This is a genomic window from Glutamicibacter sp. 0426 (genome assembly GCF_001906485.1).
Classification (GTDB): Bacteria; Actinomycetota; Actinomycetes; order Actinomycetales; family Micrococcaceae; genus Glutamicibacter; species Glutamicibacter nicotianae.
Map to the genome: position 1 here is coordinate 996,216 of NZ_MPBI01000001.1, position 21,174 is coordinate 1,017,389.

Annotated in this window: 19 protein-coding genes, 2 tRNA genes and 1 other RNA gene; 11 read left to right on the forward strand and 11 right to left on the reverse strand. The window is 61.7% G+C overall.

Translation table 11 applies throughout. The annotated features are described in order from the left end of the window. Positions 1–15 precede the first annotated feature (15 nt). The gene (gene mptB / locus BKX98_RS04715; RefSeq protein WP_143181019.1) at positions 16–1,491 is read right to left on the reverse strand and encodes a polyprenol phosphomannose-dependent alpha 1,6 mannosyltransferase MptB; all 1,476 of its coding nucleotides are present in this window, start codon (positions 1,489–1,491) and stop codon (positions 16–18) included. A gap of 5 nt (positions 1,492–1,496) precedes the next feature. Further along, on the reverse strand, positions 1,497–3,023 hold the full coding sequence (gene mptB, locus BKX98_RS04720) for a polyprenol phosphomannose-dependent alpha 1,6 mannosyltransferase MptB (protein WP_073706292.1): 1,527 nt from the start codon (positions 3,021–3,023) through the stop codon (positions 1,497–1,499). Positions 3,024–3,235: 212 nt separating this feature from the next. Here mptB (BKX98_RS04720) and orn point away from each other — a divergent pair, with 212 nt between their 5' ends. Both orn and BKX98_RS04730 read left to right on the forward strand, forming a co-directional pair. Next, positions 3,236–3,847, forward strand: coding sequence for an oligoribonuclease (orn, locus tag BKX98_RS04725; RefSeq protein ID WP_073706293.1), 612 nt, complete (start codon positions 3,236–3,238; stop codon positions 3,845–3,847). A gap of 159 nt (positions 3,848–4,006) precedes the next feature. Next, positions 4,007–4,082 (forward strand) — tRNA-His (locus BKX98_RS04730). Positions 4,083–4,165: 83 nt separating this feature from the next. On the opposite strand, the gene BKX98_RS17375 is transcribed toward BKX98_RS04730, so the two are convergent. Further along, positions 4,166–4,492: a DapH/DapD/GlmU-related protein gene (locus tag BKX98_RS17375; protein WP_369826763.1), complete on the reverse strand. Its 327-nt coding sequence runs from the start codon at positions 4,490–4,492 to the stop codon at positions 4,166–4,168. On the opposite strand from BKX98_RS17375, the gene BKX98_RS17380 reads away from it, so the two are divergent. The 4 genes from BKX98_RS17380 to def all read left to right on the forward strand — a co-directional run bounded on the left by BKX98_RS17380 (position 4,373) and on the right by def (position 7,565). Further along, the gene (locus tag BKX98_RS17380) at positions 4,373–4,759 is read left to right on the forward strand and encodes a hypothetical protein (protein ID WP_369826764.1); all 387 of its coding nucleotides are present in this window, start codon (positions 4,373–4,375) and stop codon (positions 4,757–4,759) included. The genes BKX98_RS17375 and BKX98_RS17380 overlap by 120 nt on opposite strands. A gap of 301 nt (positions 4,760–5,060) precedes the next feature. Further along, positions 5,061–5,136, forward strand: a tRNA-His gene (locus BKX98_RS04740). 683 nt (positions 5,137–5,819) lie between these two features. Further along, on the forward strand, positions 5,820–6,968 hold the full coding sequence (locus BKX98_RS04745) for an acyl-CoA dehydrogenase family protein (protein ID WP_073706294.1): 1,149 nt from the start codon (positions 5,820–5,822) through the stop codon (positions 6,966–6,968). Positions 6,969–6,992: 24 nt separating this feature from the next. Continuing rightward, positions 6,993–7,565, forward strand: a complete 573-nt coding sequence (gene def, locus BKX98_RS04750) for a peptide deformylase (protein ID WP_066138168.1) — start codon at positions 6,993–6,995, stop codon at positions 7,563–7,565. 26 nt (positions 7,566–7,591) lie between these two features. Here the strand turns inward: def and BKX98_RS04755 are convergent, their stop codons facing one another. From BKX98_RS04755 to rnpB, 4 genes are all read right to left on the reverse strand, one after another. After that, a complete protein-coding gene (locus tag BKX98_RS04755; protein WP_083586619.1) occupies positions 7,592–8,638 on the reverse strand; it encodes a winged helix DNA-binding domain-containing protein in 1,047 nt (348 codons plus the stop codon). A gap of 143 nt (positions 8,639–8,781) precedes the next feature. After that, the gene (locus BKX98_RS04760; RefSeq protein WP_143181020.1) at positions 8,782–9,408 is read right to left on the reverse strand and encodes a hypothetical protein; all 627 of its coding nucleotides are present in this window, start codon (positions 9,406–9,408) and stop codon (positions 8,782–8,784) included. A 231-nt stretch (positions 9,409–9,639) separates the two neighbouring features. After that, positions 9,640–11,097 (reverse strand): glyceraldehyde-3-phosphate dehydrogenase, encoded by a 1,458-nt coding sequence (locus BKX98_RS04765; RefSeq protein ID WP_073706297.1) that lies wholly within the window; start codon positions 11,095–11,097, stop codon positions 9,640–9,642. Between the two features lie 234 nt (positions 11,098–11,331). After that, an RNA gene (gene rnpB / locus BKX98_RS04770) (RNase P RNA component class A) lies at positions 11,332–11,687 on the reverse strand. Between the two features lie 133 nt (positions 11,688–11,820). On the opposite strand from rnpB, the gene BKX98_RS04775 reads away from it, so the two are divergent. Further along, positions 11,821–12,609, forward strand: a complete 789-nt coding sequence (locus BKX98_RS04775; protein WP_073706466.1) for a YaaA family protein — start codon at positions 11,821–11,823, stop codon at positions 12,607–12,609. Between the two features lie 61 nt (positions 12,610–12,670). Here BKX98_RS04775 and BKX98_RS04780 read toward each other — a convergent pair whose 3' ends face one another. Together BKX98_RS04780 and BKX98_RS04785 are read right to left on the reverse strand one after the other, a co-directional pair. After that, a complete protein-coding gene (locus BKX98_RS04780; RefSeq protein WP_073706298.1) occupies positions 12,671–13,057 on the reverse strand; it encodes a VOC family protein in 387 nt (128 codons plus the stop codon). Positions 13,058–13,069: 12 nt separating this feature from the next. Continuing rightward, positions 13,070–14,023 carry a Nif3-like dinuclear metal center hexameric protein gene (locus tag BKX98_RS04785; RefSeq protein ID WP_143181021.1) on the reverse strand — a complete coding sequence of 318 codons (954 nt, stop codon included), beginning with the start codon at positions 14,021–14,023 and terminating at the stop codon, positions 13,070–13,072. Positions 14,024–14,155: 132 nt separating this feature from the next. Here BKX98_RS04785 and msrA point away from each other — a divergent pair, with 132 nt between their 5' ends. The 3 genes from msrA to epsC all read left to right on the forward strand — a co-directional run bounded on the left by msrA (position 14,156) and on the right by epsC (position 16,474). Beyond that, positions 14,156–14,683 (forward strand): peptide-methionine (S)-S-oxide reductase MsrA, encoded by a 528-nt coding sequence (gene msrA / locus BKX98_RS04790; protein ID WP_073706299.1) that lies wholly within the window; start codon positions 14,156–14,158, stop codon positions 14,681–14,683. Between the two features lie 128 nt (positions 14,684–14,811). Next, positions 14,812–15,747, forward strand: coding sequence for a cysteine synthase A (cysK, locus tag BKX98_RS04795; RefSeq protein WP_038990964.1), 936 nt, complete (start codon positions 14,812–14,814; stop codon positions 15,745–15,747). A gap of 142 nt (positions 15,748–15,889) precedes the next feature. After that, a complete protein-coding gene (gene epsC, locus BKX98_RS04800; protein ID WP_073706300.1) occupies positions 15,890–16,474 on the forward strand; it encodes a serine O-acetyltransferase EpsC in 585 nt (194 codons plus the stop codon). Between the two features lie 174 nt (positions 16,475–16,648). Here the strand turns inward: epsC and BKX98_RS04805 are convergent, their stop codons facing one another. Together BKX98_RS04805 and BKX98_RS04810 are read right to left on the reverse strand one after the other, a co-directional pair. Then, entirely contained in the window at positions 16,649–17,929 is a 1,281-nt protein-coding gene (locus BKX98_RS04805; RefSeq protein WP_073706301.1) for a dicarboxylate/amino acid:cation symporter, read from the reverse strand. 296 nt (positions 17,930–18,225) lie between these two features. Then, positions 18,226–18,780, reverse strand: coding sequence for a hypothetical protein (locus BKX98_RS04810; RefSeq protein WP_073706302.1), 555 nt, complete (start codon positions 18,778–18,780; stop codon positions 18,226–18,228). Positions 18,781–18,911: 131 nt separating this feature from the next. Here BKX98_RS04810 and BKX98_RS04815 point away from each other — a divergent pair, with 131 nt between their 5' ends. Further along, a complete protein-coding gene (locus tag BKX98_RS04815) occupies positions 18,912–21,173 on the forward strand; it encodes an excinuclease ABC subunit UvrA (RefSeq protein ID WP_073706303.1) in 2,262 nt (753 codons plus the stop codon). Position 21,174 lies beyond the last annotated feature (1 nt).

Genomic DNA, 21,174 nt, shown 5'->3' on the forward strand with positions numbered 1-21,174 from the left:
GGACTGTGAGCTTGGCTATGCTTCCGGCCCGCGCAGCACCCGCTTGGTGGCGGCATCGGCGGTGAAGAGCGCGGCGAACAGGCCCAGGACCACCACGCCGGCCAGCGACTTCATCAGCCAGGCCGAATGCCACTGCTCGATGGAAAGCTGGTCGACGAAGACCGCCACCAGGATGATGCTCGATGCGTGGATCATCAGCTTTTCCGATCCCCAGGCAACCCTGTGCGAAATGGCGAACAGCGCAATCAGCCACAGGATGTACCAGGGCTGGATGATCGGAGCGAGCAGCACCACCGCGGAAAGCGCCCAGGCCGCCAGGCGCACCGGACTGGAGGCGTCCTTGGCCAGCGCCAAGCGCGCGACGATCACCAGGGACAGCAGCTGGAAGATGGCCACCACGATGGTATTCACCAGCGAAATATCGGCACCGAACAGGCCTGCGAGGTTGCTCACCGACCAGCCAATCAGTCCGACCGGAGCATACGGGAACGCCGCGTCTCCCGCGGTGAACATGGCAGGCAGCCAGCCGAACCAGAGGTTGGTGACGGCGCCGATCAGCAGCAGCCAGGTCAGAGACATGGCCGCGACCTTGACCCAGATCTTCCAGCGTGCGCGCATCGTGCGGGTGCGGCCAAGCAGCACCAGTCCGATGAATGGCAGCACCAGCAGCACGATGGGCTTGACCGATACGGCGATGGCCAGGGCCATGGTGGCCGCCATCGGGCGGCGGTCATAGGCGTAGGCGAAGGCGCTGAAGACGCCGGCAATCATCAGCGCGTCGTTGTGGACTCCGCCGATCATGGTCAGCAGGAACAGCGGATTGCCCACGATCGCCCAGTTGGCCCAGTTGGGGCTCTGCCCCATTTTCGCTGCCAGCTTCGCGGTGTAGTGGTAGCAGCCCCAGACGCCGAGCACGGCGATGATGCGCAGCAGGCCCACGCCGACTTCGGGGATGCCGTTCGAGACGAAGTAGATGATGCGCGAGAGCACCAGGAAGAACGGCCCGTAGGGCGAGGGCGACTGCGCCCAGAGGCCGTCGGATCCCCCGTCGAACCAGCCGGGCAGCGCGGAGATGCCTTCGGCGTACGGGGACTTGTCGGCGTGCAGCATCCGGCCCTGCGCCAGATAGGAGTAGACATCGCGGCTGAGGATCGGGAAGCTGAGCATCAGCGGGGCGGACCACATGGCCAGCAGGCGGCTCAGTTCTTTCCGGGAGATCTCGCCTGCGCTCTGCACCCATGGCCGGGCGAGAATCCAGGTCCGGGTCAGCCAGACGATGCCCACGGCCATCAGCACGATGCAGATGATGACCCCCGGCGCATCGGTGCGGAACTCGATGAAGAAGCCGGTGCGGGCCAGCGGGGAAAGCTGGTTGCGCGGGAACCAGCCGATTCCCCAGGAGGCAACGGTGATCAGCGCCGAGGCGATGAACCCTTGCCAGGACAATGACCGCAGGCTTGCGCGTTGCGGTTCCAGCTTTCGCTCCTGCACTGCCACTAGGCTTTCTTGCGTTTCTTGAGCCAGTTCGTCGAGCTGAGCAGGTCGGCGCAGATGTTCTTGGTCTTCGGATCGAAGAAGACCAGGTACACGGCGCAGGCAATCGAGATGCCCCAGGAAATCAGCTGGACGCGTGGAACCAGCGACTCCTGCAGGAACTGCCAGACGAAGATCTGGTCAGCGGCCTGGTAGGCGAGGAAGAAGATGGTGGTCAGGTGCAGCCACAGCATCTGCCAGTCGTCGCGCAGCCCGGTGACGGCGAAGAACGGCAGCAGCCACAGCAGGTACCACGGCTGGATCACCGGGGAGAGCACGACAATCGCGGTGAACGCAATGGCCATGCGCTGCACCAGGTGCGAATACTTGCCGCGGAACATCAGCACGAAGGCGATCACCACGCCGATCAAGCGTCCAGCGGTCTTGACCACATCGAGCACGCCGCCGGGATCCAGGCCGAAGGAATGGAAGATGTTCTGGATGCCCACGGTCGCCAGGCCCAGCGGAGCGTAGATCGAGAATCCGGCGCCGGTGTAGTTGAGCATGACCGAGAGCCAGCCGAACCAGTAGCCGTTGAGCCAGCCCACCAGGGTCATCAGCGCGAGGAATAGCATGCCGGTGTAGAACCAGTACAGGATGCGGCGCGGCCATCTGGCGTCCGGGCCTGCCCAGAGCAGGCCGATGAACGGCAGCAGCACCAGGGTGATCGGCTTGACGCCGACCGAGGCGGCGAGCACGACCACCGCCCAGAATCCGTGGCGCTTGCAGGCCAGGTAGACGGCCCATACGGCCAGGCCGGTCATCAGCGAGTCGTTATGCGCGCTGGCCACGAAGTTGACGAGGAACAGCGGGTTGGCCACGGTCATCCAGGTTGCCTTGGCTCCGGACACCGCGTGCAGTTCGGCCAGCTTCGGAACGAAGTGCAGGCACAGCAGCACGCCGATGAACGCGATGGCGCGGAAAGCCAGGATGGCCACGTCGGTGGAGCCGCCGACAATGTTGACCACAAGCCATTCGATGCTCAGGTACAGCGGGCCATAGGGGGTGCCGTCCTGGGCCCACATCGTGTCGGTTCCCAGCTGGAACCAGTTGTTCAGCGAGGAAATGCCGTCAACGTAGGGATCCTGCCCGGCGTCGACCAAACGGCCCTGGCCGATGTAGGCGAACACGTCGCGGCTCATGATCGGCAGGGTGACGAGCATCGGGATGCTCCACAGCCAGACGGCGCGGCGGACCACCTTCAGCGAGCCTTCGCCCCAGCCCTTGAGCTTCTGTCCCAGCCGCCACCACGAGCGGAAGAGCAGCCAGCAGCCCAGGGCCAGCAGGATCACGCACGCAGTCACGCCGGCCGGTTCGGTGCGCAGCATGATGAAGAATGGGTCGCGGTTCAGCGGGGAGACGCTGGCCAGCCAGCCGGTGCCGAAGGATCCGAAGAGGATCAGGGAGGAACCGATGACGCCGCTGAGAAGGGTCCTGTTCACTCCAGCGTAGGGCGGGGAGCTCACTGCGGCTGGGTTGCTGGCTGACACGTTGGCACCTCGGGCTGTAACGGACATGAGTTCGAGAGTAATTAGGCCAGCGTCGCCTGCGCTTTGCCCTTGCGGGCGTGGCACGTCAACAGCCGGAAATCTCAGACGATTTTAGCATTCACCATGCCTTCGGGCAGGTTGAGACACTGTTCTTCCGCACCGTTAAGAGGGTGCGCTCCCCCACAGCGTTCGCTGAAGTGTAGATTGGTTGCGTGGCTAGTAATTCAGAAAAAATTGTATGGATCGATTGCGAGATGACCGGATTGGATCTGGTTAATGACGCATTGATCGAAGTAGCGGTGCTCATTACCGACTCGGATCTGGAGATCGTCGATGAGGGCATCCAGGTTGTCATCAAGCCCGAGCCGGCGGCTCTGGCGCAGATGGATGACTTCGTGCGCAATATGCATGTGGCCAGCGGCCTGCTGCCCGAGCTGGAGAACGGCATTTCCATGGCCGAAGCCCAGCGCCTGGTGGTCGACTACATCAAGAAGCACGTTCCGGAGCCGAAGAAGGCGCTGCTCGGCGGCAACTCGGTGGGAACCGACAAGAACTTCTTGGCCCGCGATATGCCCGAGGTCATCGAGCACCTGCACTACCGCATTATCGATGTGTCGACCCTGAAGGAACTGAGCCGCCGCTGGTTCCCGAAGGCCCACTATGGCGCTCCGGCCAAGACCGGCAACCACCGGGCGCTGGGCGACATCCAGGACTCGATCAATGAGCTTCGCTACTACCGCCAAGCCATCATGGTTCCGGCTCCAGGCCCAACCTCCGACGAGGCCCGGAAGATCGCCACGGGGATCAGCCAGAGCGCCGGCTAGCTGCCAGGGATGAGCCCCTGGGGCATGGGTGATGCACTGCACAGTGGCCCAGGGGCTTTCCGATTGGCGTCCAAGCGGAAAATACGTGTATAGTATTTCTCGTTGCCCGATACGGAATCGATTCGCAAAAGCGTTCTGACTAGTATCGAAGCGAACATGGTGGGTATAGCTCAGTCGGTAGAGCGTCTGGTTGTGGTCCAGAAGGTCGCGGGTTCAAACCCCGTTACTCACCCCAGCAGTAAAGGCTCGATTCGGAATGGAAATTCCGAGTCGAGTCTTTTGCTTTCCCCGCACGCCAGATTGCACCGCCGCGCAGAATCAGACCGTGCGCACCACCCTGGCTGGCGATCCGACCACCACTGCACCAGCAGGAACATCCTTGGTTACCACCGAGGCAGCAGCAACCACAGCATTGTCGCCGATCGTCACGCCGGAAAGTATCGTCGCATTCGCGCCAACCCAGACATTGCGCCCAATGCTCACCGGGGCCGGAAGCATGTCAGCTCGACGGGCAGGATCGAGATCATGGTTGAGCGTAGCCACGACGACGTTATGGCCGACCAAGCACTCGTCCCCGATGCTGATGCCGCCCTGGTCCTGGAACTTGCACCCGGCATTGATGAAGACGCGCTTGCCCAGTTTGATATTGCGTCCAAAGTCCGAGTTGAACGGCGGGAACAACATCACCGAATCGTCAACATGCCTGCCGGTCAATTGCCGGAGGAGCTCGTGCACTTCATGTGGACTGCGGTAGCCGCTATTCAATTCCGCGCAGATGCGCAACGCGTCCTGGCTCGCGCTATGCATGAGAGCATGCAGCTCAGAACCGGCGGCAATTCGCTGGCCGGAATCCAGCACTTCCAAAAGATCATCAACGTCCACGACTCCCCCATCAGCGATTCGTGCCATTAGGTCGAACTAGAGCGGCTTTCGTGCATCCTCATGGAGCCAGGTTATCCGCCTCACTTGCCATACCACTGTGGCACCAGGCGCCGCAGGCAAGGGCAACAGCATGGCACTGAACATCACCCGTTATGCCAGATCAGCAACGCACGACAGGTTCCCAATCACGAATCATGAGCATCGCGTCACAATCCCATTGGCAGCACTGGGCGAATTGGTATTTCTGGCTCGAATGCGTGTATAGTAATTTTCGTTGCCCGGTACGAAATCTTGAGCGCTATTGCTTCTGACTAGTATCGAAGTAGACATGGTGGGTATAGCTCAGTCGGTAGAGCGTCTGGTTGTGGTCCAGAAGGTCGCGGGTTCAAACCCCGTTACTCACCCCAGTTCGAAAGATCTGGTTTGGAATGGAAATTCTGAACCAGATCTTTTTTGCTTCCAGCACTGTGGAGCTCCATGACCACGGCGGCACATTTCCTGGCTCAGTGTTCGACTTCATACCGCCGACAGCCATCGCATGAACCCGTGAGATACAAGGTCATGCCCAAGACGGGCAAAACGGTTTCACTGAACAGACGAGCTCCTCGTCACGCTGCCTCGCTGCTCCCCGCCCAGAGCGACCTGCAATCCGCCTATCAACCGTCCAAATGGAGCGTCAACCACACGGGGCACCCAGACGCATCGGGCTGCGCGCCACGCAAAGTCACGAGTCCAGGCACGGGCAAGACCGGCAAGCCCAGTCCATTACCGAGGCCAGCTGCAAGCACGATACGGAAGCGCCTAGATGAACAGGAAACTCGGCCCTACCGGCGAGCGCAACGCCGCCCAAATGAGGCATTAAGTCATATTTCGGCAGGTTGAAACACTGATTCGAAAGTATGTTCGAATGCTCGGCGTTTCGAGGTCTAATCCCGTGTTTTTCGAGACTTTTTGCGTTATTTGGTGACTTGAATCGTTGTTTGCCCTGGCGAATAGGCATGAATTGGCCTGAGCAACCATAATGGATCATGTACTTCGGCAAGCCAGTGAGCTACATGCCTTCGTTCTATCCACCGAAAGGTACTCCCCTGTGAAACGCGCGCTCTTTGAAGAGGACCACGAGCAGTTCCGTGAACTGGCTATGGAGTTCAATGCCCGGGAGATTTCCGGCAAATACGCCCAGTGGGAGAAGGAGCACCAGATCCCTCGTGAGGTGTGGCAGGCCGCCGGCGAAAACGGCCTGCTGGGTCTTGCCGTGCCCGAGGAGTTCGGTGGCATGGGGATCGATGACTACCGCTTCCGTGTAGTGCTTGACGAGGAGTTCGTGCGTGCCGGGCATCTGGCCGTGGCATTGGCATTCCACCTGCATGACGATCTGGTTCTGCCTTATCTGCTGTCCTACGGTTCTGCCGAGCTCAAGGACAAGTGGCTGCCGCGCATGGTCGATGGCTCCACCATTACCTCCTGCGCGTTTACCGAGCCTGGCGCGGGGTCCGACCTGCGTGCCGTACGCACCAAGGCGGTCCGAGATGGAGATGACTGGCTGATCAGCGGGCAGAAGACTTTCATCGGCAATGCAGCCTTCGGCGATGCCGCGCTGGTGCTGGCGCGTACCGATGGCGAAAGCGGACGGGCCACCGAGCAGTCCTTCTCGTTGTTCATGGTCGAGCGTTCCGAGGGTTACACCAATGGCAGCCCCTTCGACAAGATCGGGTTGCGCGCTTCTGATACCGCTGAGCTGTTCTTCGACGATGTCCGCGTTACGGCTGCCGACCTGGTTGGCGAAGCCGGCCAGGGCCTGGCCTACGTCAAGGCGCACCTCCCCCAGGCCCGCCTGGCAATTGCCGTGGCAGCGTCGGCGATCTGCACCGCGTCCTTCGAGCAGGCGCTGGAGCATGCGCAGAACCGCTCGACCTTCGGCCAGGCGCTGACCGAGTACCAGAACACCCGTTTCGAGCTGGCCAACCTGAAGACTGAGGCGCATGTCACCCAGAGCTTCGTGGATCGGGCTGTGCTGGCGTTCAACGATGGCGAGCTGGATCCTGCAGAGGCCGCGGAGGTCAAGCTTTGGGCTAGTGAGAGCGCCAAGAAGCTTTCCGATCGGGCGTTGCAGATCCATGGCGGCTACGGCTACATCATGGAGTACCCGATCGCCCAGTCGTTCACCGCCTCGCGCTTGCTGACCATTTTCGGTGGCACAAGTGAGATCATGCGTGAAACTATTGGACGAGCACTCTAAGCACTTTTGAAAGGAACTGATCACGTGCCTATTCGGCAGATCACTGTTTACGGAGAACCTGTACTTCACCAGCGTGCGGTGGAGGTCACCGAGTTTGACGACGCCTTGCGCGAGCTCGTTGCCGATATGCACGTCACCATGGATGAGGCGCACGGTGTCGGCTTGGCCGCTCCGCAGATCGGTTTGGGCCTGCGCATGTTCACCTACGTCTTCGCGGACCAGGATGATGCTCCCGAGCGCGGTGTGGTGATCAATCCCAAGCTGACCCTTTCGAAGGTTTCGCAGGCTCCTGCCCATCCCGATGACCATTCGGAGGGCTGCTTGTCCGTACCTGGCTTGAACTACCCGTTGCAGCGCGCCGACTATGCGAAGGTGGAGGGCTTCGACGAGTTCGGCAAGCCGATCTCCTTCGAGGCGCATGGCTGGTTCGCCCGCATCATGCAGCACGAGTACGACCACTTGGACGGCCTGCTGTACGTGGACAAGCTGCAGCCGCGCTGGGAGAAGAAGTGGAAGAAGGCCAAGAAGGCTCTTGGCTGGGGCGTACCGGGCAATACCTGGTTGCCGGGTACCGATGAGGACCCCTTCGGCCACTAGGCCAGTGTCGATTGCCAGGCAGCCGCCTACCGGGCGGTCTTGAAGTCCAGATACCGCTGATGCAGCGCCGCACCGAGTCGATCGGTCGGCGCTGCTTCTGCATTCCAGAGCCTTGCCGCCCTGCCTTGTTCAAGCCAGAAGGGCAGGAACATGCCATTCTTTCCCGGCAGGATCTGCTGGGCCATCTGCTCATCGGCTGCCAGCGCCCGATCCGCATAGCCCAGGTAGTACTCGTCAAAGGGACCCAGCAGGCGCAGCGGCAACCGGGTGGACTGCGGCGTTTCAAGCTCGCGGTGGGCCAGGCTTCCGGCAATGACCCAATAGTTTTCTCCTCGCTCATCGTTGCCTGCGCTGACCAGCACGTCATCAAGGGCTTGGGCAGCAGTTCTCATGGCAGAAAGCGTCTGCCCCGCGTACCAGGCTGCGTCGCGGATGGTGGCTGGCCCATGGGAGCTGAGATAGCGGCGCAATATTTCCGCCAGCGGATCCGCCGGTTCCCGGTGCTGTGCAATCCGTTCATCGACGAGCACGAAGTCCTGGGCGGTGAGCTTTGCACCATCAGGGGTGGGCCCCAGGCAGATCAAACCGTCCAGGGCAAGGACCTGCAGCAGGTGCAAGCCGCGTTGCTTGTCCGTCTCGATTCCGTGCCGGTTCAGCACGTTGAAGAGCCCGGTTCGGCAGGCCTGTCCGGACTCCTGCAAATGCGAGCTGATGACGCCGGCAGCCTGGTCAATGACCTGTGCGTCGATCTGCAGTCCGCGCAGGCGTGCGGCCGCTGAGCGCATGGTGCGTTCACGGCTAGCCCGCACCAGCCACCGCGCGTCTTCGGCCACGCAGATGTGCAGCGTGCCTCGCATGGTCCATGACCGGACCAGTTGACCTTCGGCGAACAGCGCGTCGACTTGCTGGCGGGATTCTTGCGCTGCGGAGCGCTGGGCCAGCCCGTAGCGTCCTGCAGCGAAGTCCTGGGACTGGAAGGCGAGCATGTGCTCTGAGGCTTGCAGCGTGGATTCTGCCGGTTCCAGCAGAAGCTGGCTGGCCATGCGTGCTGCCAGTACCCTGGTCCTGTCCATCGGTCCACCTCGATCCCATCCCCGATGGCGTAGAGCCTAGCAGTCCGGCGCAGCGGATGCGCCTCCGGATCCGCAGCCTCCATGCCTCGCCTTGATGTGCAGATGGTCGTTGACGGAAGACCGCCGCAGCAACTGGCGACGCCTCACGTCAGCGGCGCGCGACTCCACTCTGCGAGTGCCTGCCTGAGCAGGGACCAGTTGGCGGCGGTTTCGAAGGAGGTTGCCAGGTGCGAATCGCCTAGCCGGTGCATGCAGTACCCAGCCCACGGCACCACGATGAGATCCGTCAACCCGCGCTCCCAGGCGGCGACCAGCACCGGCTGGACCTCCGTGCTGCGCAGCACCGGTTCTGGATTCAATCCCAACCACGGATCGAACACCTGTTCCCATTGCTCGAATACGATGAGGTCGATCCCCTCGTCGCCGTACTGCTGGGTCCAGAAATCATTGCCGGTGGCTGAACCGGTTGCCGCGGTAGTTGCCGCCAGCCCGGGGATGCGATGGGCACCCCGCGCCTTTCCCGCCCACGCGTTCGACCAGGTCTGGATCGATCGTTGCTCCGACAGGTCCCGGTCAACTTCATCCGGCAGGGCCGAGGAGCCCGTCTCGGGAACCGGGCTGAGCTGGGGCAGGGCGAGATCTCCGGCCAGGCCCCAGGCCTGCCGGATGAACAGCAGCATCTGGATAGGCTGCGCGTGATCATCCACGGGCAGCGACATGTCCGAGGGCCACCGGCCGTGGCGCGGGGCCGGATTAGTTGATCGCATCATGCCCCGAGCCTTGCACAGGACACTTCCTCTAGCAACAGGTACTGTGCGCACGGGACAAGACGGCGAGCGACGGGATACGCGCACATTCGGCTGGTTTCGGCGCCGGAACAGAACAGCCGGCACCGCGAATCGCGCACGGGACGGGTTCGGCCTCAATCCTGGCATGCAAGAAGGGACCATCCCAACGCTTGGTTCGTTGGAATGGCCCCTTCAGCTGAAACCCTTGAGGTCCTAGGCGGTGACGGCTTCTGCCTTCACTGCAGGAACTGCGGCTGGGTGGGTACCGGCCATGGTTTCGATGACGCGGACTACCTGGCAGGAGTAGCCGAATTCGTTGTCGTACCAAACGTAGACGACAGCGTTCTTGCCGGACACGATGGTGGCCAGGCCGTCAACGATGCCAGCGCGGCGCGAGCCGACGAAGTCGGTGGAAACAACCTCAGGCGAATCGATGTAGTCGATCTGCTTGTGCAGGTTCGAGGTCAGCGAGGTTTCGCGCAGGTAGGCGTTCAGCTCTTCCTTGGTGGTCTCGTTCTCAAGGTTGAGGTTCAGGATCGCCATGGAGACATCCGGGGTAGGAACGCGGATGGCGTTGCCGGTCAGCTTGCCTTCGAACTCCGGCAGGGCCTTGGCAACAGCCTTGGCGGCACCGGTTTCGGTGATCACCATGTTCAGCGCTGCCGAGCGGCCGCGGCGTTCGCCCTTGTGGAAGTTGTCGATCAGGTTCTGGTCGTTGGTGAACGAGTGAACGGTCTCGACGTGCCCGTGGGTAACGCCGAACTTCTCGTTCAGCGCCTTGAGCACAGGGGTGATGGCGTTGGTGGTGCACGATGCAGCGGTGACGATCTTGTCTTCTGCGGTGATCCACGAATCGTTGATGCCGTGGACGATGTTCTTCAGATCGCCCTTGCCGGGTGCGGTCAGCAGGACACGGGAAACGCCCTTGGCCTGCAGGTGCTGGGACAGGCCGGCCTCGTCGCGCCAGCGGCCGGTGTTGTCCACGACGATGGCGTTGTCGATGCCGTGCTCGGTGTAGTCAACGGTGGTCGGGTCATTCGAGTAGATGACCTTGATCAGGGTGCCGTTAGCGAGGATGGTGCTGTTTTCCTCGTCAACGGTGATCGAGCCGTCGAAGCGGCCGTGCACCGAGTCGCGGCGCAGCAGCGAGGCGCGCTTGACCAAGTCGTTCTCCGCGCCCTTGCGGACTACGATGGCGCGCAGGCGCAGGCCGTAGCCGCCGCGCTCGATGAGGATGCGGGCCAGCAGGCGGCCGATGCGGCCGAAGCCGTACAGCACGACATCCTGCGGTTCTGCGTCGGTTGCGCCAGCCTGGCCAACCTTCTCGCCCAATTCATCAGCCAGGAAGGCGTTCAGATCAGCGGAACCGGACTCCTTGAACTTCTTGTTCATACGGCCGAGATCAACGGAGACCGAGCCGACATTCAGGGACTCGATGGCATCGAGGATCGCCTTGGTGTCGTTCAGGTCGAGCTCTTCGCCATCGATGCGGCGCACGACGCGGTGGGCCTTGATGATGTCGATGGCGGACTGGTTGATCAGCTTGCGGCCGTAGACGGAGGTCACCACATTGTTCTTGCGGTACAGACGTCCGATCAGTGGAATCATGGCCTCGGCGAGCTCTTCGCGCCCGCTCCATTCTTGCTGGGCAACGACAGACTGCTGGGTCACAGAAAATCCTTCCAATTCAGCCGACTCGCAGATCCATGAAGTCGGTTGGCACCGTGGGAAGCACCATTGCTTTTGCGGTGGCACGAGGTAACAGGATCATCCTCGTAAGTACATGATCCATTCTAGACCGTGCGCTGAAAAAGCGCGGATCGGGAACTGTGAATCATCTCACGAGCGGGCAAGGGCCGGGCGATGCGACCAGGAATGAAGGGCTGGATGCAGCCATGGGATTAATGAATGGGATGGCCGATACGCCGGGTTTTGTCGCGCCGAAGCGGGACGGTCATCTATCTACGACTGCCGTTGCCGGCAGCCTCTAGCGGTCCACCCGACTGCATGGGGCGAACAGCCCTCATAACGCAGTCTGTCTGACCTTGCTCCGAGTGGGGTTTACCTAGCCACCCCAATCACTTGGGGTGCTGGTGGTCTCTTACACCACCGTTTCACCCTTACCAGGAAAACCTGGCGGTCTATTTTCTGTGGCACTAGCCTGCGGGTTACCCCGAGTGGGCGTTACCCACCACCCTGTTCTGCGGAGCCCGGACGTTCCTCGGGACAATTGCTTGCCACGCGACCGTCTGGCCATCCCATTCACTACCAGTCTAATCGGTTCAGGACAGCCTTCGGACCACTTTCGAACACTGGATCGCTCACAGCCGGAGTCGCCACGGCGGGGACATGGCCGGCGCAGAGCAGCAGGTGGACTCCGATAAGCTGGAGAGCGTGCTTATTTTTTTGCCGCCTTCCGAAGGCAAGACCGCCCACGCCGAAGGAGCTCCCTTCGAAATCGAAGATCTCTCTTTTCCGGAGCTCTCTGCCGAACGCCGCCTCGTGCTCGACACCCTGGCAGAAGTCTCGGCAAGGGAAGATGCCATGGACCTGCTGGGGGTCGGAGCTTCGCTGGCCAATGAGGTAGCTCGGAATATCAACCTGCACACCGAGCCGGCCGCCCAGGCTCACGACATCTACTCGGGGGTGCTCTTCGAAGCCCTGGGCTACGCGAGCCTGGATGAAGCCGCGCGGCGGCGCGCCGACGAATCCGTCATCGTGATCTCCGCGCTGTGGGGGGCCGTGCGATTTGGCGATCGCATTCCGCCCTACCGCTTGTCAATGTCGGTCAAGCTCGAGCCGCTGGGCAAGCTGGCCACCTGGTGGAAGAAGCGGCTGGCCACGGTGCTCGATGAGGCGGCCGGCAGCCAGCTGATCGTTGACGCCCGGTCGAGCACCTACGCAGCCGCCTACAAGCCAGCCAGTGGCAACACCGTTGCGGTCAATGTGTTCCAGATGCGCAACGGAACGCCGAAAGTGGTCTCGCATTTCGCCAAGCACACCCGCGGCGAGGTCGCCCGCTTCCTGGTCGAGCAGCCGGTCGAACCAAGGAATCCTGGAGAATTGCTCGACCTGGTCCAGACCAAGTGGGAAGCGTCGCTGGTGGAAGACAAGAAGGGCCTGGCCCTGAACATCCTGCTGCCAGAAGACCACCAGTTCACCACCGTGAAGCACGCCGCCTGAGAGCGTTGCGAAGGAGAATGATGCCGTGCCAGCCGGGCAATTCCGCTAGGCCTGCATGGCATCATCGCTGCGCTGCAACCAGTTCGACTTCGAATCCGGAAGCATCCTCCAAATAGGCCGCATAGTGCTGCGCTCCCCCGGCGTATGGGTGCAGTTGCGCGAACATGAGGCTGAAACCGCGCTCCAGCGCTTCGGCGGCCAACGTGTCGACGGCCTGCCTGGTGCCGGCTTGGAAGGCCAAATGGTTCAGCCCTGGAGCCAGCCGGTCATGCCGTTGCTTCTTCGCATCCGGACCTGATTCCAGGACGATATAGAAATCGCCGCAGGAATAGCTGACGCCGTTGGCCCATTGCGAATTGGCCGTGTAGCCCAGACGGGTCAGCAGCCAGCCCAGCGATGCTGTGCTGGCTGCCAAATCCTCCACCCAGATCTCTACGTGATGCAGCATGCCAAACTCCGGCTATGGAGTCAGGACAAAGTCCCAAGGATCGGAATTCACCTGGGATACCTCGATTTCCACCGCATGTCCCAGATCGTTCAGCACATTGCCCAAGGCGCGGGCACCGGCCGAGAGCCAGACCCATTCCGAAGCGAAGTGGGAAACGTCGATCAGGTAAGGGAAGCCGCCATTGGCAGCTTCGCGCGCTTCGCTTGCCGGGTGATGGCGCAGGTCGGCGGTTACGTACACATCGGCCTGATGCGAGCGCACCTCGTCAAAGAGAGAATCCCCGGCACCACCGCACAGGGCGACCTTACGGATGATTCCGCTGCGGTCTCCGGCGACACGCACTCCGCCGGCGACGGCCGGCAGCACGGTGTAGACGCGTTCCGCGAAATCTTCGAGCTTCATCGGCTTCTCCAAGAAGCCCACCCGGCCCAGGCCTTCCTCCGGCAGCCCGTCCTTGGACTCCACCAAAGGCACGCAGTCCTTGAGCCCGAAGGCATCGGCCAGCGCGTCGTTGACGCCCCCGATGGCACTGTCGGCATTGGTGTGCGCGGTCAGCAATGCGGTACCGGATTCAATCAGGCGGTGAATGGCCTCGCCCTTGAACGTCGTGCCGGCAACCTGGGTGACTCCGCGCAACAGCAGCGGGTGGTGAGTGATCAGCAGATCGGCCCCACGCGCGATTGCATCCTCGATCACCTCCAGCGTTGGATCAACAGCCATCACGATCTTGGAAATCTTCTGGCTGGTTCGTCCGGTAACCAGGCCAACGGCATCCCAATCCTCGGCCAATGACTTTGGCCAAAGCTCCTCGGCGGCTTCAAGGACGTTACCCAGGGTGGTCTGCGCAGCCGAGCTGTCTTCCACCGGCTGCTCTGGCTCTTCTTCGGTAACGGGCTTGAGCGTCGAGGCCTCCGGGGAAACGTTGCTCTTCCCCAGGTCTTGCGAGTTATTTGCCTTGCTCTGCATACCAACCAGACTACGCCGTGCCAATGAGGATGGAACAGAATGCAACGCCGCAACGTTATGAACTGTGTGAGTATTCTCAGCCTTCAGTCACCTCATCAATTCACCCCGACCCTGGATGTCCAGGACACCAAGTTGAGCACCTTCGTGCTAGCTGGCGGTTGCTTCTGGTGCTTGGATGCCGTGTACCAGCGAACGCGTGGCGTCTACGCGGTAATTTCCGGATATATCGGCGGCCACACCAAGGATCCGAACTACCGCGAAGTCTGCAGCGGCACCACCGGGCATGCCGAAGGTGTCGCGGTGATCTTCGATCCGCAAGTGGTTCCGGCCGACGTCATCCTGGACATGTTCTTCACCGTGCACGACCCGACCACGCTGAACCGCCAGGGCTACGATGTTGGAACCCAGTACCGCTCGGCGATGTTCCCGCTCGACGATGCACAGCGCGAACTTTTCGAGGCCGCCATCGACAAGTTCTCGCGTATATACCCCAATCCGATCGTCACCACGCTGGAAGAGTCGAAAGATTTCTATCCTGCCGAGCAAATTCACCAGGATTATTACTCCGAAAACCAAGAAGTCGGATATTGCCGGGTGATTATCGATCCAAAGCTCGCAAAAGTCAGGAAATATTACGCTCAATGGCTAAACGAAGCCTAGCCGCGCTTTAGGCCTATTAGGGTTAGTTGTGAACCCGATGGGTGTCCGGCGGTTACGCCAGATTCCAGCAGTTATTTCGCCGCAACTATCTGCGGCTGCATAAAGTACACGTAAGGATTGCATACAAGATGGGCAAGATCTACAACAACGTCACCGAAGTCGTCGGCAACACTCCGCTGGTGAACCTGAATCGCGTCGGCGAGGGCCTGCCAGGCAACATTGCCGTGAAGCTGGAATTCTACAACCCGGCCAACTCCGTCAAGGACCGCATCGGCGTGGCCATCGTTGATGCAGCCGAGGCATCGGGCGCGTTGAAGCCAGGTGGCACCATTGTCGAGGGCACGTCCGGCAACACCGGCATCGCGCTGGCCATGGTTGGCGCGGCTCGCGGCTACAAGGTCGTGTTGACCATGCCTGAGACCATGTCCACCGAGCGCCGCGTCATGCTGCGCGCTTTCGGTGCCGAGATCGTGCTGACTCCGGGCGCCGATGGCATGCGCGGCGCCGTGGAGAAGGCCAAGGAGATCGTTGCGACCTCCGATAACGCCATCTGGGCGCAGCAGTTCGCCAACACCGCGAACCCGCAGGTGCACGCAGACACTACCGGTCCGGAAATTTGGGCCGATACCGAAGGCAAGGTCGATATCCTGGTTGCCGGCATCGGTACCGGTGGAACGATCACCGGCGCAGGCCGCTACCTGAAGGAAAAGAATCCGAACCTGAAGATCGTGGCAGTGGAGCCGAAGGATTCCCCAATCCTCAATGGCGGAAAGCCGGGCCCGCACAAGATCCAGGGCTTGGGCGCGAACTTCATCCCAGAGGTGCTCGATACCGAACTGTACGACGAAGTCCTGGATGCCAGCATCGAGGATTCGGTGTCGACCGCTCGCGCGCTGGGCGTCAAGGAAGGCATCCTCGGCGGCATCTCCGCTGGTGCAGCCGTATGGGGCGCCGTGCAGGTCGCCGCACGCGAGGAAAATGCAGGCAAGCAGATCGTTGCGATCATCCCTGACTTCGGTGAGCGCTACATCTCCACGCTGCTCTTCGATGACATCCGCGGCTAAGCAGATTTGCAGAAGCAGAATAAATCGGCGTGAGCCACCGTTGGGTCTATTGAGAGACCTTTATCGGTGCAGCTCGCGCCGATTTGCTGTGTGACATCTGCGGATTGTCCCGCAGCGAACCGCAACCATTAAGGTAGTATTCATGAGTTTTATCTCCCGCCTGCGTGAGGATTTGGCTAACGCACGCCAGCACGATCCGGCAGCGCGAAGCGATCCCGAAAACTTCTTCGTGTATTCCGGGCTGCACGCCATCTGGATGCACCGGCTGGCCCACAAGATGTGGCAGAATCCGGCACTGAAATGGCCAGCGCGTTTGCTATCCCAGGCAAACCGCGCACTGACCGGCATCGAGATCCATCCCGGCGCGATCATCGGCCGCCGCTTCTTCATCGACCACGGCATGGGCATCGTCATCGGCGAGACCGCCGAAATCGGCGACGACGTGATGCTGTACCACGGGGTGACCCTCGGCGGCCGGTCGCTGGCCAAGGTCAAGCGCCACCCGACCATCGGGGACCGCGTGGTCATCGGCGCCGGAGCCAAGGTCCTGGGGCCGATCGTGATCGGCGCCGACTCGGCAATCGGCGCGAACGCCGTCGTCGTCAAGGATGCCCCGGCAGGATCGATCGTCACCGGAATCCCCGCGCAGAACCGTCCGCGCCGGCCCGAGGAGCACAAGCCGGCGGTGGACCCGGCCGAGTACATCGACCCGGCCATGTGGATCTAGGACTTCTGATTCCACTGCAGCGATAAACCCGCCCAGCGTCCGAACCGTTCAGGTTCGGCCGCTGGGCGGGTTTCTTCGTGGTCCGGCTTGCTTGCCGGCAGAACAAAGCATCGATGCCCGGTACCTGCGAGTCTGGTACCGGGCATCGATGCTCATGCTTGCGTGGCAAGCGGGTTAGGCCAGCTTGTGCTCCCCCGATTCGGTGCCATCTGCGAGTTCGACGATTTCGTCCTCGGGATCCTGCGGCTGGGTGCCGAGCTTGCCTCGGGTCAGCTTGTGCATGATCATGGCCAGCGCGCCGTCACCGGTCACGTTGGTTGCGGTGCCGAAGCTATCCAGTGCAATGTAGGCCGCGAACATCAGGCCGACCTCGACCTCGCCGAAGCCGAGCATCTGGGAGAGCAGGCCAGCAGCGGCCGCAATAGCGCCGCCAGGCACGCCTGGGGCGGCGATCATCATGACGCCCAGCATCAGAATGAACGGGAGGTAGGCGCCGAAGGACACGTCGCCGCCGGTCAGCAGGAGCACGGCGATGGAGAAGCAGGTGATCTTGACCATCGAGCCGGACAGGTGGATCGTGGCGCACAGCGGGATCACGAAGCCGGCCACGGCGTCGGCCACGCCATTCTTCTTGGCCGATTCCAGCGTCACCGGAATGGTTGCGGCCGACGACGAGGTGCCCAACGCGGTGAAGTACGCATTGCGCATGCCCCACAGGGCGGCCAGCGGGTTGCGCTTGTTCATCGCGCCAGCGATCGTGTACTGCACCAGCAGGACCACCAGGGTGAGCACGAAGGAAATCACTGCAACGAAGAGGAACTTCTGCACCACGATAACGGCGTCACCGGCAGCGGACAGGTCCAGGAAGATGCCGAAGATGAACAGCGGCAGCGCCGGAACGATCACGCGGCGGATGACCATTTCGATGATGCTGCGGAATTCCACCGCACCACGGAAGATCACGGTGGAGCGGAAGGCAGTCAGCCCCAGGCCCAGCATGAACGCCAGCACCAGTGCGGTCATCACACCCATCAGCGGAGTCAGCACGATTTCAGTTGCGGAATCTCCCGCCTCGCCGACCAGGGAGAAGTACGGCTCGAAACCGGATCCTTCACCTGCACCAACTTCTTCGACACCGCCGCCGGACAGCGACTTGGTGAACAGCCAGCGGCTGACGAAGTAGGCAAGCAGGCCGGACGCCAAGGTCGAGGCGTACGCGATGACCGCGGTGATGCCCAACCACTTGCCGGCACCCTTGCCAAGCTCAGCGATAGCCGGTGCGACCAAGCCGAAGATGATCAAAGGCACGATGAAGCCAAGGAATCCGGAGAAGATCGAGTTGTAGGTCAGGAATACGCTTCCCAACCAGACCGGCATGACCGGGCCAAGCAGGATGCCCAGCACGATGGCAACGAGCACCCAGCCAAGCAGTGGGATAGATTTCAGCAGCTTCATGAAAGTCCTTATAAACGGTTAGGGATCGGAGCGCCCTGCGCGACGGCCACAGGTGTGTCGTGGCGCACGCCTCAATCATGATAGACGTAATTTCCATTACACCGAAATCCTGTGATTGGTTTAAGTGTTACGGAAATTCGCGCTTCGGCCGAATAATTCCCGCCTGAAATCGCAAGGACTCCCATTGAATTCGATTGCTGGGGTATCGACCGTTCCCCAGATGAATATTCAGCGATTCAGCGGCTGAGGGCGGCTGGCCACAATTAAGCGGCATGGTGCTGGTGTGACGTCGTGGACTACTCGAAGCTTGCTTCAACCACGCCTTGTTCATGGCCCTGCCCGACAACCTGGTTTTGCACCCGCAGGTTCAGCACGGTCCCGTCTTCGGCATTTTCATAGCTCACGAACACCGACCCTGCTCCGGCGTCGTTGCTGGTTTGCGACCAATTTGGTCCACCTGCCGCCGAATGCCCGGTCAGGGACGCGACCACTTGGGCGGTGGCCAACTGCTTCATTTGAGCTTCATTCCCGTTGCCCCAGGCAACGACCAGCGCGTCAGCATACTCGGTGGCGTTTGACGGCAGCTTGCCCAGCTCCTGTCCCCCGATCGTTTCCGTTTGCTCCGATTCCTCATCGGCCGGCGTGCTTGAAGCTGCAGGCTCTGTCGGCTCGGACGAGGATTCGGTCGGGGATGCGGTTGCGGAGGCGGATTGCGTCGGGCTGGCTCCAGGATCCGTGGACGCTTCGCTTGGTGCGCCGCCGGAGGTGCTGCCGCACCCGGCGAGCGCGAGGCAGCCGGCCAGTGCTGCCGCCGAGCTGAGCTTGAGTAGTTTCCGAGGTGCATCCGGCATGGCATTCTCCGCTCTCGACGAGGAATCGACGATTCCCTGGTAATTCGATCCTCCACCGGAGGGGGCAGCAATTGCAAGCAGGCAAGCCCGGGCGAGGTGCTGGTGTGCTCATTTGTCAGTAGGCTTGGGTCATGAGCCAGCACCCTGCCGATAGCCATGACACGATCCGAGTACGCCAAGCACGGGAAAACAACCTGCGGGGCGTCGACGTCGATATTCCCAAACGCCGCATCACCGCCTTTACCGGCGTATCGGGATCAGGCAAGTCCTCGCTGGTGTTCGGCACGATTGCCGCCGAGTCCCAGCGGCTGATCAACGAAACGTACACGACCTTCATCCAGAGCTTCATGCCATCGATGCCTCGGCCTGATGTAGAGGTGCTGGAGAATCTGTCCACGGCCATCGTGGTCGACCAGGAACGCATGGGCGCGAATTCGCGTTCTACCGTGGGCACGGCTACCGATGCCTATTCGCTATTGCGCGTGCTGTATTCGCGGTACTCCACCCCGAGCGCCGGCGGCGCGGGCGCGTACTCGTTTAATCTCGGCCAGGGCGCATGCCCGGTATGCGAGGGTTTCGGCACCGAGGCGAGCATCGACCTTGATGAACTGCTGGATTGGGACAAGACGCTGAACGAGGGAGCCATCAAGGCGCCTAACTTCGCCCCGGGCGCCTGGCTGTGGCAGACGCTGACCGCCGGCACGCAGCCCGACCTGGACGTGAAGCTCAGGGACATGCCCAAGGCCATGCTGGACCGCATGCTCTATGAGGAAGCGGGCAAGGTCAAGCTCAACGGCGCAAACATGAGCTACTCCGGGTTGATCACGCGCGTCAAGAGCAATTACATCCATTCGGGCCGGGAAATCAAGCAAGCCCATATCCGCGAGTGGATCGAGCGGATCTCCACGACCGCCCCATGCTCCGCCTGCGACGGTTCCCGGCTCGGGCCGGCGGCCCGCGCGTCGAAGATCAATTCCCTGGGGATAGCGGACATGACCGCAATGCAGGTGTCCGAGCTGCTCGACGCGCTGGATCAGATCCAGATCCCGGATGCGGCGCCGCTGATCACCAATTTGACGGCCGTGCTCGAATCCATGGTGGATCTGGGGTTGGGCTACCTTTCGCTTGACCGCCCGGCCGGCACGCTCTCCGGCGGCGAAGCCCAGCGCGTGAAGATGATCCGGCATCTTGGATCAGCGCTCAGCGATGTCACCTACGTCTTCGACGAGCCCACCGTGGGGTTGCATCCCCATGACATCCAGCGGATGAACGGGTTGCTGGCCGGCCTGCGCGACAAGGGCAATACCGTGCTGGTAGTGGAGCACAAGCCAGAGGTCATCGGCATCGCCGACCACGTCATCGATCTGGGCCCCGGTGCCGGCACCCATGGCGGCACCATTTGCTACAGCGGGGCCGTCGATGGCCTGCTCGCCAGCGATACGCTCACCGGGAAGCATTTCACGACGCGTGCCGCCCTCAATACCACCCCGCGCAAGGCCACTGGTGCGATGGAAGTGCGTGGCGCCTCCCTGCACAACCTGAAGAATCTTTCCGTGGATATTCCCACCGGCGTGATGTGCGCGATCACCGGCGTTGCGGGTTCGGGCAAGTCCACGCTGATCCACTCGACGATCGCCAAGCGCGAGGATGTTGCCGTGGTGGACCAAACGGCGATCCGCGGATCGCGGCGTTCGAACCCGGCCACCTATACCGGGATCATGGATCCGATCCGTGCCGCCTTCGCGAAGGCCAACGGTGTGAAGCCTGCCCTGTTCAGCGCCAATTCGACCGGCGCCTGCCCTGCTTGCAGCGGCGTCGGGTTCACCTACACGGATTTGGCGTCCATGGCCGGAGTCGCCCTGCCGTGCGAACAGTGCCGCGGCAAGCGGTATACAGCTGAAGTGCTGGAATACACCTTGGACGGCTTGAACATCGCCGAAGTCCTGGACTTGAGCATGGAAGAAGCGTTGGAGCAGCTGAAGGTGCCCAAGGCCAAGGCCATGCTGGAACGGCTGAACCAGGTGGGCCTGGGCTACCTGAAACTGGGCCAGCGTCTTAATACGCTCTCCGGCGGCGAACGGCAGCGCATCAAGCTGGCCATCAACTTGGGCCAGGGCGCCGGCACCTACATCCTGGATGAGCCAACCACCGGGTTGCATATTGCCGATGTGCAGAAGCTGTTACGGCTGCTCGACGAGATGGTCGACGAAGGCAATACCGTCATTGTCATCGAGCATCACCTGGCAGTCGTCGCGCACAGCGACTGGGTCATCGACCTGGGCCCCGGGGCAGGCCACGAAGGCGGAAGCATCGTCTTCGAAGGGACCCCGGCGGATCTTGCCGCCTCGGGCACGCTGACCGGCGAACACCTCGCCGCCTACGTCAAGGGCTAGG